Below are 14,726 nucleotides of genomic sequence, written 5' to 3' on the forward strand. Positions count from 1 at the left end.
ACTGTATATCCTTCCATAAGAGTCGGTTGGGCAGTCGCCGCCTGCGGTTTCGCAGGGGGAGGAAAGTCCGGGCTCCATCGGGCAGAGTGCCAGGTAACCCCTGGGGGGCGTGAGCCTACGGAAAGTGCAACAGAAAGGATACCGCCTGAGGGCTTCCCGGCTGTCAGGTAAGGGTGAAAAGGTGCGGTAAGAGCGCACCGCGCGGCTGGCAACAGGCGTGGCGATGGTAAACCCCACTCGGAGCAAGGCCAAATAGGAATCCAGCGCTGTGGCCCACAGTGGATTCGGGTAGGCTGCTTGAAGCCAGCGGTGACGCTGGCTCTAGATGAATGACTGTCCCAGACAGAACCCGGCTTACAGACCGACTCTTTTTTTCTCTTCATCGCCGTCCGGCGATACCAATCCTATATCAGTCAGTACCTGTCAATAAACTCTTAAGAGTTTACCTGAGGTTTGCGCCTTATTGCCTTGATTCTTATTGGGATTGAGGGTTTTCAGGGTGGGCTTTTTTCAGACGATGCCTACATTTTTACCGTAAATTCCAGATAAATCAAAGCATTTACAGTGTATTTCCCTTGACACCCCTCTTCGACCGTCCCTATAGTGTGCAAAAGTGGAGAAAAGTGGTTTTTAGTGGTTTTTAGTGGTCTGCAAGGCCATAGGGGTGGGGACTGGTGTTCACCGGTAGTAATAATGTCACGATGGATACGAAGGGGCGTTTGGCGATTCCAGCCAAAATTCGCGATGCCCTTGCGGATTCCTGTGGCGGCCGGATAGTGATCACCGCTCATACCGAAGACCGCTGCCTGCTGGTCTATCCCGAGCAGGAGTGGGCCGAACTTCAGGAAAAAATCGCCGCTCTTCCCAATATGAATGCCAAGGCGCGCCGTATTCAGCGCCTCGTGCTCGGCTATGCCACACCACTTGAGCTGGATTCCAATGGCAGGGTCCTGCTGCCACAGACGCTTCGCGATTACGCCCAGCTGGAGAAGAAACTGATTCTCGTTGGCCAGAACAACAAACTTGAGCTCTGGAGCGAAGCGCTCTGGAACAGCTGGGTAGATGAGGATGAGCCGGAAGGCGACATCCCGGATGCCGTCAGTGCTCTGTCACTGTAGGCGAGCAGAATGAACGAACATTTGTCGGTGTTGTTGCATGAGGCCGTGGAGGCGTTGGTGACCAACCGCTCGGGGTTTTACATAGATGGCACGTTTGGCCGCGGCGGGCACAGTCGGGAGGTGCTGTCCCGGCTGGACAAGTCCGGCACGGTGCTCGGGGTTGATAAGGACCCTCGGGCCATGGCCACCGCTCACTCCATGCAGGCGCAAGACAAGCGCCTGCTGTTTTATCGGGGGTCCTTTGCGGAATTTGATCGGGCCCTGGTTGAGCAGGGTGTGACTGAGGTTGACGGCATTTTGCTGGATCTCGGTGTTTCGTCGCCGCAGCTGGACGAGGCAGAGCGTGGTTTCAGCTTTACCCGCGACGGCGCTCTCGATATGCGCATGGATCCCGAGTCGGGTGAGAGTGCGGCGGATTGGCTGGCGCGGGTGGAAGAGAAAGAGCTGGCTCGCGTGCTGAAGGTTTACGGCGAGGAGCGTTTCGCCCGTCGAATTGCGGGAGCGATTGTAAAAGCCCGGGAAGAAGAGCCGATTACCCGCACTCTGCAGCTGGCGAAACTGGTGGCCGACGCCAACCCGGCCTGGGAAAAACATAAGCACCCGGCGACAAGGGCGTTTCAGGCAATCCGGATACAGGTGAACAACGAGTTGGGAGATCTGGAGTTGGCCTTGGCCAAAGCACTGGATTATCTCAAGCCCGGTGGCCGTCTGGTGGTGATCAGCTTTCATTCGCTGGAAGACCGCATTGTTAAGCAGTTTATGAAAAAAGAAAGTCGCGGACAGGTTGTTCCTGCCTATATCCCTTTGCAGGACAGTGAGGTCGAGCGGCGATTGAAGTTGATAGGAAAGGCGCAAAAGCCTGGCCGCGAGGAAATCGACAATAACCCTCGCGCGCGCAGTGCTGTAATGCGCGTTGCCGAAAAGATTCACTGACCGCGCTGGAGAGCCCGGTATATGACAGGTCGAATAGCGATGACAGCGATTTTGGTTGGAGCCATTGTGGTTTCAGCCAGTGCTGTTATTGACAGCTCTCATGATTCGAGGCGCCTGTTTAATGAGTGGCAGGGTTTGCAGAAGCAGGCCTACCGATTAAATGAAGAGTGGGGACGCCTGCTGCTGGAGCGCAGCACCTGGGCGGCCCACGATCGTGTGGAGAGACTGGCGAGTGATCGCCTGATGATGGTTGTACCCGAGGATGAAGCCTTGCAACTGGTGAGAGTCGATGGCCAAGCAGGTAACTGAACCCGTTCCGGTGTGGCGTCTCCTGGTGATGGTGCTGGGGCTGGCAGCACTCGCCTGCATGCTGGTCTGGCGCACACTGCACTTGCAGGTTCTGGATGCTGACCGCGGGCGCGAGTTTCTGCAGGGGCAGGGCAATGCGCGCACCATTCGCACGGAGCAGATTCCTGCCCACCGCGGCATGATTACAGATCGCAACGGCGAACCTCTGGCGGTGAGCACGCCGGTGGCTTCCCTCTGGGCCGATCCGAAGGAGCTGGTGGCCGCGATGGGACGCTTGCCGGAGCTTGCGCAGCTGCTTGGCCTGAATCGCAATGAACTGCGCGAGAAAATTGAGCGTGTCGCCGGACGCCGCTTTGTGTACCTGCGCCGCCACCTGACGCCGGCTGAAGCGGAAAAGGTTCTGTCGGCGGGTATTCCCGGCGTTTATATGCAGCGCGAATATCGCCGTTACTACCCGGCCGGTGAAGTCACGGCTCACCTTATCGGTTTTACCAATATTGATGACCGCGGTCAGGAAGGGCTCGAGCTGGCTTACGACGAATGGCTGCGCGGTACGCCGGGCAGCAAGAAGGTGTTGAAAGATCTCTATGGCCACATTATTCGCGATCTCGATGATGGTCGTGCGGCCAGTCCCGGCAATGACCTGCAATTGACCGTAGACCTGCGCCTGCAATACCAGGCCTACAAAGAACTGAAGGTGGCGTTGCAGCGCTCCCAGGCCAAGGCGGGTTCTGTGGTCATGCTCGATGCCCGGACGGGCGAAGTGCTGGCGATGGTTAATCAGCCGGGTTTTAACCCGAACAATCGCTCCGAGCTGCGGCTGGCTGCGCTGCGTAACCGTGCGGTTACCGATGTGTTTGAGCCGGGCTCCACCGTCAAGCCCTTTACCGTAGTGGCGGCGCTGGAAAGCGGCAAGTTCAATCAGGACTCGGTCATTGATACCAGCCCGGGTTATATGCGTATCGGCTCCAAAACACTGGTTGATCCGGTGAACTACGGTGAGCTGAACCTTGAAGGCATGCTGAAAAAATCCAGCCAGGTCGGGATCAGCAAGCTGTCGCTGGCACTTAATGAACAGTGGGTGTGGGACGTATTTCAGCGCATCGGCCTGGGACGTTCCACCGGCATCGGCTTTCCCGGTGAAAGCAATGGCCTGTTGCCAAACCGGCCCAAATGGCTGCCGATTGAGCGGGCCAACTTTGCATTTGGCTATGGGCTGTCGGTTACCGCTCTGCAATTGGCCCAAGCCTACGGGGTGCTCGCCAACGGCGGTGTGCTGCAGCCGGTCAGTCTGATCCAGCGCGCGCAGGCAGCGGAGTCGTACCGCGTGATCGAAGAGCCTGTAGCGCGCAGTGTATCGCGCATGCTTGAGTCAGTGATTCGACCGGGCGGAACCGGCACCCGAGCGCGTATCAACGCCTATCGCGTGGCGGGTAAAACCGGCACGGTGCACAAAATCGGCGAAGGTGGTTATGCCGACGACCGCTATCTGTCGCTGTTTGTTGGCATGGCGCCGGCCAGTGATCCGCGGGTGGTGACAGTAGTCACCATTGACGAGCCCGAGAGTGGCAAGTATTACGGCGGCGAAGCTGCGGCACCCGTTTTTTCGCGGGTGACGGGTGAAGCCATGCGCCTGCTCAACATCGCCCCCGATGCGATGGATGAAATGGTCGCTGAAAAAACAAAAAGCAAGAAACCGGGTTCGGCGTAAAATGGAAGCGCTCATGGGACTAACAGCAACAGTACTTGGCGATTTGCTCGACGGGATCACCCCGGCGCAAGCGGCGGTGCCCGTCAATGGGCTTGCGCTAGACAGTCGTCAGGTGGTTGCCGGCAATGTGTTTCTTGCGGTGCGCGGTCATAAGCTGGACGGGCGCGACTTTATTGACAAGGCGATAGCCAAAGGTGCGGCGGCGGTTATTGCCGATGCACCAATAGATGAATCCCGCTGGCCCTTGCCGGTTATTGCGGTCGACAATCTGGCGCAGCAACTGAGTGATATTGCGGGACGCTTCTACGGCCATCCTTCGCGTGCGATGAGTCTGGTTGGCGTGACCGGAACCAATGGCAAGTCAAGCGTGACCCACTACGTTGCCCAGCTGCTGGAGGCGCTCGGCCACCCCTGTGGGGTAATGGGCACCCTGGGAGCGGGTCGAATCCAGCAGTTGGCGTCTGCCCTCAATACCACGCCTGATGCGGTCAGTGTGCAACAAACGCTTGCACAGTGGCGCGATGGCGGTGCTCGCTGGGCGGCGATGGAAGTGTCCTCTCACGGTCTGGTGCAGGGTCGAGTGTCGGCGCTGCAGTTCAGCTCGGCAGTGTTTACCAATCTGAGCCAGGACCACCTTGATTACCACGGCACAATGGAAGCCTACGGCGCTGCCAAGACCAGACTGTTTTCCATGCCCGGCCTGCAGAACGCTATTCTCAACGCCGACGATCGCTATGCCGCCGGTGTTGAACAAACGCTGCCAGCCTCTGTGCATGCCATCCGGTTCGGCTTTGGCGAAACCGCGCATGTGCGGGCACTCTCACCCGTTTATACCGCGCAAGGTATTCAGGCCGATATTGTGACGCCCTGGGGGGCGATGCAGCTGACCACCTCGCTGTGTGCCAACGTCAACCTGCAGAATATTCTGGCGGCGGTAGCGGTGCTGGGCGCTGAAGGATTTGCCTTGCGCGATATCGAACAGGCCTTGCCGAAACTCAAGCCGGTTCCCGGGCGTTTGGAGAAGCTGCCGAGCGCGGGTGATATTCAGGTTGTGGTGGATTATGCCCACACACCCGATGCTCTGGAAAATGTTTTGCTGGGGCTGCGTCCGCACTGCAAAGGCAAATTGTGGTGTGTATTTGGCTGCGGCGGCGATCGCGACAAAGGCAAGCGACCCTTGATGGGGCAGATTGCCGAGCAGCTGGCGGATCATGTGGTATTGACCAGCGACAACCCGCGCAGCGAAGCCCCTGAAACGATCATCGCTGATATCCGCGCCGGTCTCACCCGGAAGCCGCGTATCGAATCGACTGACCGACAGGCTGCCATAGAGTCTGTGATTGCCGAGGCTGCCGCGGGTGACCTGATCGTAATTGCAGGAAAAGGGCACGAGGACTATCAGGAAACCGCAGGTCAGCGTTTACCGTTCAGCGATGTGCAGTGTGCGCGATTGGCATTGGCCAGGAGGGCGTCGTCGTGATCAGCCCACTGACACTTAGCGATATTGCCAATGCGACGGGCGCCCAGTGGGCGGGGACCGAGGCGAAGGTGTCTGCGGTAAGCACAGATAGCCGCTCAATCGGTCCAGGCAGTGTGTTTGTCGCGCTGCGCGGTGAACGTTTTGACGGGCATGCCTTTCTGAGCGATGCGGCCAATGCTGGCGCTGCCGCCGCGATTGTGGAAGAGACGTCGGCCGCTGACGTGACGCAGCTGGTTGTTGATAACACGCTCAAGGCCTATGGACAGATCGCTGCCCTGAATCGTGATCGCTTTAAAGCCTGTGGCGGTAAAGTCATCGCGCTGACCGGCAGCAGCGGTAAAACCAGCTGCAAAGAAATGCTCGCGGCCATTTTGAAACAGCAGTTTTCCGTGCTCGCGACCCGGGGCAACCTGAATAACGAAATTGGTGTGCCGAAAACTCTACTGGAGATAGATGCCAGTCATAATCTGGCTGTGGTTGAAATGGGTGCGGCCAAGCGCGGTGATATTGGCTACTTGTGCGATTTCGCCAAGCCCGATATTGCACTGATTACCAATGCCGGGCCCGCTCATCTCGAGGGTTTTGGCAGTGTGCAGACTGTTGCCGAAACCAAAGGTGAAATTTATCGTTCGCTGGGTAAAGACGCCACCGCGGTTATCAATGCTGACGATCACTATGCAGCTCTGTGGCGCGACTACGCGGCTGCGGCGCAGGTGGTGAATGTCAGCCTGGGTGATCCTGAAGCCGATGTGTATGCGAAAGATCTGCAACTGTCGGACAAGGGTACGCGATTTACTCTGGTCATGGATCAGGTGTCGACCCGTGTAAGGCTTCCTGTACTGGGACAAGCGATGGTCCGCAATGCCCTACTGGCTGCAGCGGCGGCGCGAGCCGCAGGAGCCTCTATCGACGCCATCCAACAAGGTCTTGCCATGCTGACGCCGGTAGCCGGGCGTGTTTTTCCTATGCCCCAGCCTTGGGGGACCTTGATCGACGATAGTTACAACGCCAACCCGGCTTCCGTGAAGGCTGCAATCGATGTGCTGGCCGAATTTTCCGGTCGTCGCCTGCTCGTACTGGGCGCCATGGCGGAGCTGGGGCCCGACAGTGTCGCGTTGCACCGGGAAGTCGGCGAGTACGCGCGAAGCAAAGGCCTGGACTGTCTCCTAGTCTGCGGTGAGGTGGCCTTGCCGGCCAGTGAGGGAGCAGGCGAAATCGGCGAATACTTTTCCACTAAAGAGACTCTGCAAAAAGCCCTGCTTGAAAAGATTACAGCGGGAGACACCGTGTTGGTTAAGGGTTCGCGTTCGGCGGGGATGGACTCAGTAGTAAAAGCGGTTGCCAACGCTCAGGTAACTGGGGGGAACCTACCATGTTAATGATGTTGGCAGACTACCTAACGCAATATATCAGCGGCTTCGCGGTATTTCAGTACCTTACCTTCCGCGGCATACTCGGCGTGTTAACGGCGCTGGCAATCTCCTTGCTGGTCGGACCGATCATGATTCGCCGCCTCAACTATCACCAGATTGGTCAGGCAGTTCGCGACGACGGCCCGGAAAGCCATTTCAGCAAATCGGGCACGCCAACCATGGGTGGCGCCCTGATTCTGATCGCCATTGCGACAAGTACCCTGTTGTGGTCAGACCTTTCCAATGCCTATGTCTGGGTGGTGCTGGGCGTCATGCTGACGTTTGGTGCTGTGGGCTGGGTTGACGATTACCGCAAGGTTATCGAACGCAATCCGCGGGGCCTGCCAGCGCGCTGGAAGTATTTCTGGCAGTCGGTGGGCGGGCTGGCTGCGGCTATTTATCTGTATACGCTGGCAACCGACCCCGCGCACACGGATCTGATTATTCCCTTTTTCAAAGATGTGACCCTTGAGCTGGGCGTGTTGTTTATTGTGCTGACCTACTTTGTGATCGTAGGCTCAAGTAATGCGGTCAATTTGACCGACGGCCTTGATGGTCTGGCGATTCTTCCCTCGGTGATGGTGAGCGGTGCGTTGGCCATCATTGCCTATCTGGCCGGTCACTATACCTTTGCCGAATATCTGCACATTCCCTATATCGAAGGGGCTGGCGAGCTGATTGTTTTCTGCGGGGCGTTGTCGGGCGCGGGCTTGGGTTTTCTCTGGTTCAACACCTACCCGGCTCAGGTGTTTATGGGGGATGTGGGTGCGCTGGCACTGGGCGCCGCGTTGGGCGTGGTGGCGGTGATCGTTCGCCATGAAATCGTGTTCTTCATTATGGGGGGCATTTTTGTACTGGAGACGGTCTCGGTGATATTGCAGGTTGCGTCGTTCAAATTGACGGGCCGCCGTATTTTCCGGATGGCGCCGATCCATCATCACTATGAATTGAAAGGTTGGCCGGAGCCGCGCGTGATTGTGCGGTTCTGGATTATCACCGTCGTGCTGGTCCTGTTTGGACTGGCTACGTTGAAACTGCGGTAACGAATATGAGCCTGATAGCGTCAGATACACAACGCGTGGTGGTCGGTCTGGGTGTGACCGGGCTGTCCTGCGCGCGTTTTCTGGCGAACAAAGGGCTCAGCTTTTCGGTTGTGGATAATCGCGAGACCCCGCCGGGTGTTGAGCAGTTCCGCCAGGAATTTCCCGAGGTGGATCTGACTCTGGGCACTTTCTCAACCGGCCAGTTCGACAGCGTAGACGAATTGTACGTCAGCCCTGGGGTGTCGTTGCGCGAGCCCGCCATTGCCAGCGCCCAGCAGGCGGGTGCAAAAATATCCGGTGATCTCGATCTCTTTGTGGAGTCCGCCCGTGCACCGGTAGCGGCGATAACCGGTTCAAACGGTAAAAGCACGGTCACCACCTTGCTCGGTGCCATGGCGCAGGAAGCGGGCGTCAAGGTTGCGACCGGTGGAAACCTCGGCACGCCCATGCTCGACCTGTTGAGCGACGAGTGCGAGCTATATGTACTTGAGCTATCCAGCTTTCAGTTGGAGCGCTGTGCGACCGTCAATGCCGAGATAGCCACGGTGCTGAATGTGAGTGAGGATCACCTGGATCATCACGGGTCGCTCATTGCTTACCATCAGGCGAAACACCGTATTTTCCGCGGCTGCCAGCAGGTCTTGATCAACCGCGACGATATGCTGACTCATCCGCTGGTGCCGGACAGTGTGCGCCAATGGAGTTTTGGTTTACAGACGCCCGGCCGTCAGGCCTTTGGTTTGCGGGAAGAAGAGGGGCTTACCTGGCTTTGTTTCGGGGACGATCGCCTTGTGGCCGCCGACGAGATTCATCTTGCGGGCCGTCATAACCTGGCCAACGCGCTGGCGGCGCTGGCGCTGGGTTATGCGCTGGGTTTGTCGATGGATGCGATGCTGAAAGCACTGCGTGACTTTCGCGGCTTGCCCCATCGTTGCCAACACGTGGCTGATGTTTCAGGCGTTGCCTATTACAACGATTCAAAAGGCACCAATGTCGGTGCCGCCATCGCATCGCTTCGCGGCCTCGGCGATCGCTTCCGGGTGGTGTTGCTCGCGGGCGGGCAGGCCAAGGGCGCCGATCTGGAGCCGCTGGTTGAAGCGCTCCAGGAGGTAGGCCGTGCGGCCGTGTTCTTTGGCGAATCCGCGCCGGTACTGAACGAGCTGCTGGATGAAAAGCTCCCTTCGCGCTGTGTTTCAAGCATGGATGAGGCGGTGGAGGCTGCCAGTGTCTTAGCTCAATCCGGTGATGCCGTGCTGTTGTCGCCGGCCTGCGCAAGCTTCGACATGTTCCGCAACTATGAACATCGCGGTGAATGTTTTGTCGATGCGGTCAATAAACTGGCTCAGGGGAGGCTGCACTGATGGAAAGCCTGCGCCTGGATAAAGCTGGGACTGAGCATCTGGATGGTCTGTTGACCGGTTTGGTTGTGGCCCTGCTGGTGATCGGCTTTATTGCCATGACCTCGGCCTCGATTGAATTTGCCAATCGCCAATACGGCGACGGCTTCTTTTTTGCCAAGCGCTTCGGCATCTACCTGGTGCTGGCGAGTGTGCTGGCGATGCTGACCTACCAGGTGCCGATGGATACCTGGCGCAATAGCAGCTGGTTGCTGTTGCTGGTGGGATTTGTGTTGCTGGCCCTGGTGTTGATTCCGGGTATCGGTCGGGAAGTTAACGGCAGCCGTCGCTGGCTCGCCTTTGGCCCACTCACCCTGCAGGTTTCCGAGTTTGTGAAGCTGTTTGTGGTGTTGTATCTGGCGGGGTACCTGGTGCGTCGCCAGGAAGAAGTCAAAAGCAAATTCGCCGGTTTTGTGAAACCTATGGCGGTGGTTTCTGTGGTGACCCTGCTGTTGATGATGGAGCCGGATTTTGGTGCCACGGTGGTTACAGTGGGAACCGCGTTGGCACTGCTGTTTCTCGCCGGGGTCAAGTTGGTTCAGTTTCTTGCGGTTATTGCCGCCTGTGTTGCGGTGTTGGTCGCCACAGTCATGATTTCCCCTTACCGCATGAAACGGCTGACCGCTTTTACCGATCCCTGGGCTGATCAATTCAACAGCGGCTATCAGTTAACCCAATCGTTAATAGCCTTTGGCCGCGGTGAATGGACGGGGCTGGGGCTGGGTAACAGTATCCAGAAGTTGTTTTACCTGCCCGAAGCGCACACGGATTTTGTCTTTGCGATCTGGGCTGAGGAATTCGGTTTTCTGGGCGCCATGTTTGTGCTGGCTTTGTTCGTGGCATTGATCGGTCGGATATTGCGTATCGCGCGCCTGGCCGAAAAAGTCGGGAAGCCCTTCAATGCCTTTGTCGCCTATGGCATTGCGATCATGTTATCGGCACAGATCTTTATCAATATCGGTGTGAATACCGGCTTGTTGCCCACCAAAGGCCTAACCCTGCCGTTCATGAGTTACGGCGGCAGCAGTTTACTGGTCTGCGTGATCATGATGGCGATGGTTGCTCGCATCAGCCAGGAGAACGGAGGTCGCCATGACAAACGTTGATACCTCCGCAAAACGCGTGCTGGTGATGGCCGGCGGCACTGGTGGACATGTCTTCCCGGCGTTGGCGGTTGCCAAAGCGCTGCAGGCCGACGGCGTGGACGTGCAATGGATTGGCACCGAGCGCGGCATCGAAGCGCGGGTGGTTCCTGCCAACGACATTATTTTGAACCTGTTGCCGGTGCAGGGCATTCGTGGCAAGGGGCTGCTTTCGCGTCTGACAGCGGTCATGCGAGCCGGTGTCAGCGTGTTCTCCGCCATGTTTTTGATTCTCAGACTGCGTCCGGCCTGCGTGATAGGTTTAGGTGGCTATGTGGCGGGCCCCGGTGGTTTGGCTGCCTGGCTCACGCGGACTCCCTTGCTGATTCACGAACAGAATGCAGTGGCCGGCACGACCAACCGGTTGTTGGTGCGCTTTGCGAAACTGGCGCTGACCGGTTATCCGATTGCGTTGGGCGAAGCGAAGAATCGCTATATCGGCAATCCGGTGCGCGAGGAAATTGCGGCACTGCCGGAACCCGAGCAGCGCTTTGCCAATCGCGACGAAAAACTGCGGCTTCTGGTGTTGGGGGGAAGTCAGGGAGCCCTGGCCATTAATCGCGCGGTAATTGAGACCCTGATGCGGTTGCCCGCCGATTTTCCTTTGCAAGTCTGGCATCAGACAGGCGCAGCTCACATCGACACGGTATTGGAACAAGTTGCCCAATGCGCTGTCGACGTTCGAGCAGAAGCCTTTATTGAAGACATGGCCGCAGCCTACGCCTGGGCCGATATCGTGTTGTGTCGGGCTGGCGCTCTGACAGTGGCAGAACTGACTGCCGCCGGTGTCGGCGCCTGGCTGGTGCCACTGCCGCAGGCCATTGACGATCACCAGCGCGCTAATGCGCGCTGGCTGGAGTCGGAAGGCGCGGGTGAAATCATTGAGCAGACCAGTCTGGATGCAAGCCTGCTTGAACAAAAACTGCGGCAGGCCGTTGTTGAGCGAGAACCCTTTTTGAAGATGGCCGTGGCCGCCAGATCATTGGCGAAACCCGATGCAGCCCGCGTGGCCGCACAGTTGTGTATGGAGTGTGCCAATGGCTAAGAAAGATTCCTTTGTGATACCGGAAATGCGACGTGTTAAGCGCATACATTTTGTTGGCATCGGCGGTGCCGGTATGAGCGGAATTGCCGAGGTACTGAACAATCTGGGTTACACCGTGTCCGGTTCTGATATTCGCGAATCGGCAACTGTAGCCCATTTACGCTCGTTGGGTATGACGGTGGTTATTGGTCACCACGAAGACAATATTGCCGGTGTGGATGTGGTCGTTGTCTCCAGTGCCGTTGATCGGCAAAACCCGGAAGTAGCCGGCGCTGCCGCATCGCGGGTTCCCGTTGTTCGCCGCGCCGAAATGCTGGCCGAGTTGATGCGTTACCGCCATGGTATCGCGGTGGCCGGTACTCACGGCAAAACCACCACGACCAGCATCATTGCCAGCATTTTTGCTCAGGCCAGCCTCGACCCCACCTTTGTTATTGGCGGCAAAGTAAACAGTGCCGGCACCAATGCCCAGCTTGGCGAGAGTCGGTATCTGATTGCCGAAGCCGATGAGAGTGACGCGTCATTCCTGCACCTGCAGCCGATGGTGTCGGTGGTTACCAATATCGAAGCGGACCATATGGGCACCTACGGCGGTGACTTTGAAAAGCTGAAAAAGACCTTTATCGAATTTTTACACAATCTGCCCTTTTACGGTGTGGCAGTGGTCTGCATTGATGATCCGGTTGTTCGGTCAATTCTGCCAGACATCTCGCGTCAGGTGCTTACCTACGGCTTCGATGAAAAAGCCGATTTTCGAATCCAGAATTTCCGCAAGGACGGCTTGCGCTCGCACTTTGAAGTTGCGCGGGTCGCTCAGGGCGATGTGCTGTCACTGACGATCAATCAGCCGGGTGTTCACAATGTATTGAATGCAGCAGCGGCGCTTGCCGTGGCGACCGATGAAGACATTGCCAGCGAACATATCTGTGCGGGTATCGAGGCCTATCAGGGTGTTGGTCGACGCTTCCAGATTTACGGTGAGCAGCCGCTGGCCGATGGCAGCGCCATGCTGGTTGACGACTACGGCCACCATCCGACCGAGGTGGAGGCGACTATCAACGCGGTACGTCAGGCCTGGCCGGATCGTCGCTTGCTGATGATCAATCAGCCTCACCGCTATACCCGCACCCGCGACCTCTACGATGATTTCGTCAAGGTGCTGGGAAAGGTCGATATGCTGCTGATGTTAAATGTGTACTCTGCCGGCGAGCCAAGTATTCCAGGCGCGGATTCGCGGAGCCTTTGCGGCAGTATTCGACAGTTAGGCAAGCTCGACCCGATTTATATGGAAGACATGGACCGGCTCCCTGAAACCCTGCTATCGGTTGTACGGCCGGGCGATGTCGTACTGACGCAGGGGGCTGGCAATATCGGCGCTATCGCACAGCAGTTAGCAGGAATGAAGTGGCAGAAATGAGTAAAGCGAAGTTGCAGACATCGCTGTTGAAAAAATTGCCCGGGACGGTCGCGATCCTAGCGGGTGGGCAATCGGCTGAGCGCGAGATTTCGCTGCGCTCCGGTCGCGCGGTGCAGCAGGCCTTCGAGCGGATGGACTTGCCACAGCGCTTTGTGGATACCGCTGAGCAGGATTGGTTGCAGCAACTCGAGGGTTGCGCCGTCGCCTTTCTGGCGTTGCATGGCCCTGGCGGTGAAGACGGCACAGTGCAGGGCGCCCTTGAAGTGAAAGGGGTCAGGTATACCGGCAGCGGCGTACTCGGTTCGGCGCTGGCGATGGATAAACTGCGCACCAAACAGGTATGGGCCGGTGCCGGGTTGCCGACTCCGCGCTTTGCTGTGCTCACAGCAAGCACGGATCTGGAGGCTGTATTCGCCGACTTGGGTGAATGCATTGTGAAGCCCACCAATGAAGGCTCCAGCATTGGCATGATGCGGGTGTCTTCTGAGGAGGAGCTCAAGCAGGCCTGGGAACTAGCTCGTCGCTATGGCGTCACTCTGGCAGAGCAGTGGGTCAGCGGTGCGGAATATACCGTCGCCATTGTGGGTGAGCATGTGCTGCCCGCGATTCGTCTGGAGACCGACAACCGGTTTTACGATTTCGAGGCCAAGTATCAGTCCTCGTCAACGCGTTATATCTGTCCCTGCGGTTTGTCCGATGACGAAGAAGCGGAGCTTGGCGAGTTGGCACTGACTGCCTTTACTGCGGCGGGCTGTGAGGGCTGGGGCCGCGTTGATGTTATGCGCGATTCAGCGGGGACTTTCCAGTTACTGGAGGTAAACACCATTCCCGGCATGACCGATCACAGTCTCGTGCCGATGGCGGCGAAAGCCTTTGGCTGGGACTTTGATGAGCTGGTAATGAGAATTCTGGAGCAGGCTATCTGATGGCACGTAAAGAGCGAAAAGGCGCAGTCAGAAAACGCAGCAGAGTCCAGCGTCGCGAACGCCAGTTTGGCCGGCGTTTGCTGTTTGTGTTGAAGCCGGTTTCGCTGTTGATTCTGCTTGGTGGCCTTGGTTTTGGTGTCAGCCGCTTCCTGATGTCGATCGGCGATATCTCTGTAGAGCGTGTCGCCTTCGCCGGTGATATTCAGCATACGCCGCAGGCACAGTTGGTTGAGCGAGTGAATCCGCATTTGCACACGGGCTATCTGGGGCTGGATCTCGATGCGATCAAAGACAGTCTTGAAGAAGAGCCCTGGGTGTTGCATGCGCGGGTTGAACGGGCCTGGCCTCGTTCGCTCAAGGTGACGGTTGAAGAGCAGTCTCCAATTGCTTACTGGGGACGCAAGGCTCTGCTCAATCACCGAGGCGAAATTTTCGTTCCGGAGAATTTGCCGAAGCAGCTGGCGCTGCCGACCTTGAACGGCCCGGATGCCGCCTCGGTGGCCGTGATGCAGGCCTACCAACTTACCGCGCAGCTGCTCGGTGATACCGGGATAGCGCTGAGCCAGTTTTCGCTGGATGAACAGGGGCAGTGGAGTGCGGTGACCCGGGACAGCGTGGTAATTCGTCTGGGACGGGAGCAACCGGTACAGAATATGCGCCGTTTTCTGCTGGTGTATCGCGAAGCACTGAGCAGCCGTTTTGCGGAGGTGCAGCAGGTTGATACCCGTTATATCAACGGGATCGCTGTGGACTGGCGAGGAAAACGCTCGTGAAAACTAGAATATTTGCATTA

The 14,726-nt window shown here is 57.7% G+C and carries 13 protein-coding genes and 1 other RNA gene; all 14 read left to right on the top strand.

The features are described from left to right. Positions 1 to 18 precede the first annotated feature (18 nt). The 14 genes from rnpB to ABY734_RS09235 all read left to right on the top strand — a co-directional run bounded on the left by rnpB (position 19) and on the right by ABY734_RS09235 (position 14,706). An RNA gene (gene rnpB / locus ABY734_RS09170) (RNase P RNA component class A) lies at positions 19 to 373 on the top strand. A 301-nt stretch (positions 374 to 674) separates the two neighbouring features. Then, positions 675 to 1,118 (top strand): division/cell wall cluster transcriptional repressor MraZ, encoded by a 444-nt coding sequence (gene mraZ, locus ABY734_RS09175; RefSeq protein WP_372778696.1) that lies wholly within the window; start codon positions 675 to 677, stop codon positions 1,116 to 1,118. A 9-nt stretch (positions 1,119 to 1,127) separates the two neighbouring features. Continuing rightward, the gene (gene rsmH / locus ABY734_RS09180) at positions 1,128 to 2,051 is read left to right on the top strand and encodes a 16S rRNA (cytosine(1402)-N(4))-methyltransferase RsmH (RefSeq protein WP_372778697.1); all 924 of its coding nucleotides are present in this window, start codon (positions 1,128 to 1,130) and stop codon (positions 2,049 to 2,051) included. A gap of 21 nt (positions 2,052 to 2,072) precedes the next feature. Beyond that, positions 2,073 to 2,360 (top strand): cell division protein FtsL, encoded by a 288-nt coding sequence (gene ftsL / locus ABY734_RS09185; RefSeq protein WP_372778698.1) that lies wholly within the window; start codon positions 2,073 to 2,075, stop codon positions 2,358 to 2,360. Continuing rightward, complete coding sequence (locus ABY734_RS09190; protein WP_372778699.1) at positions 2,341 to 4,071, top strand: peptidoglycan D,D-transpeptidase FtsI family protein; 1,731 nt, start codon at positions 2,341 to 2,343, stop codon at positions 4,069 to 4,071. Before ftsL ends, ABY734_RS09190 begins: the two co-directional genes overlap by 20 nt. A 13-nt stretch (positions 4,072 to 4,084) precedes the next feature. Then, the gene (locus tag ABY734_RS09195) at positions 4,085 to 5,551 is read left to right on the top strand and encodes a UDP-N-acetylmuramoyl-L-alanyl-D-glutamate--2,6-diaminopimelate ligase (RefSeq protein WP_372778700.1); all 1,467 of its coding nucleotides are present in this window, start codon (positions 4,085 to 4,087) and stop codon (positions 5,549 to 5,551) included. Next, complete coding sequence (murF, locus tag ABY734_RS09200; protein ID WP_372778701.1) at positions 5,548 to 6,930, top strand: UDP-N-acetylmuramoyl-tripeptide--D-alanyl-D-alanine ligase; 1,383 nt, start codon at positions 5,548 to 5,550, stop codon at positions 6,928 to 6,930. The genes ABY734_RS09195 and murF overlap by 4 nt, the downstream gene beginning before the upstream one ends. Beyond that, entirely contained in the window at positions 6,924 to 8,006 is a 1,083-nt protein-coding gene (gene mraY / locus ABY734_RS09205; RefSeq protein ID WP_372778702.1) for a phospho-N-acetylmuramoyl-pentapeptide-transferase, read from the top strand. Before murF ends, mraY begins: the two co-directional genes overlap by 7 nt. A 5-nt stretch (positions 8,007 to 8,011) precedes the next feature. Next, a complete protein-coding gene (murD, locus tag ABY734_RS09210; protein WP_372778703.1) occupies positions 8,012 to 9,367 on the top strand; it encodes a UDP-N-acetylmuramoyl-L-alanine--D-glutamate ligase in 1,356 nt (451 codons plus the stop codon). Continuing rightward, positions 9,367 to 10,509, top strand: a complete 1,143-nt coding sequence (ftsW, locus tag ABY734_RS09215) for a putative lipid II flippase FtsW (RefSeq protein ID WP_372778704.1) — start codon at positions 9,367 to 9,369, stop codon at positions 10,507 to 10,509. The genes murD and ftsW overlap by 1 nt, the downstream gene beginning before the upstream one ends. Beyond that, complete coding sequence (gene murG, locus ABY734_RS09220; RefSeq protein WP_372778705.1) at positions 10,496 to 11,590, top strand: undecaprenyldiphospho-muramoylpentapeptide beta-N-acetylglucosaminyltransferase; 1,095 nt, start codon at positions 10,496 to 10,498, stop codon at positions 11,588 to 11,590. The genes ftsW and murG overlap by 14 nt, the downstream gene beginning before the upstream one ends. Then, on the top strand, positions 11,583 to 13,007 hold the full coding sequence (gene murC / locus ABY734_RS09225; RefSeq protein ID WP_372778706.1) for a UDP-N-acetylmuramate--L-alanine ligase: 1,425 nt from the start codon (positions 11,583 to 11,585) through the stop codon (positions 13,005 to 13,007). Before murG ends, murC begins: the two co-directional genes overlap by 8 nt. Next, a complete protein-coding gene (locus ABY734_RS09230; RefSeq protein WP_372778707.1) occupies positions 13,004 to 13,933 on the top strand; it encodes a D-alanine--D-alanine ligase in 930 nt (309 codons plus the stop codon). The genes murC and ABY734_RS09230 overlap by 4 nt, the downstream gene beginning before the upstream one ends. Next, entirely contained in the window at positions 13,933 to 14,706 is a 774-nt protein-coding gene (locus ABY734_RS09235) for a cell division protein FtsQ/DivIB (protein ID WP_372778708.1), read from the top strand. Before ABY734_RS09230 ends, ABY734_RS09235 begins: the two co-directional genes overlap by 1 nt. The last annotated feature ends 20 nt before the right edge of the window (positions 14,707 to 14,726 follow it).

The organism is Litorivivens sp. (assembly GCF_041624475.1).
GTDB lineage: Bacteria > Pseudomonadota > Gammaproteobacteria > Pseudomonadales > Spongiibacteraceae > Litorivivens.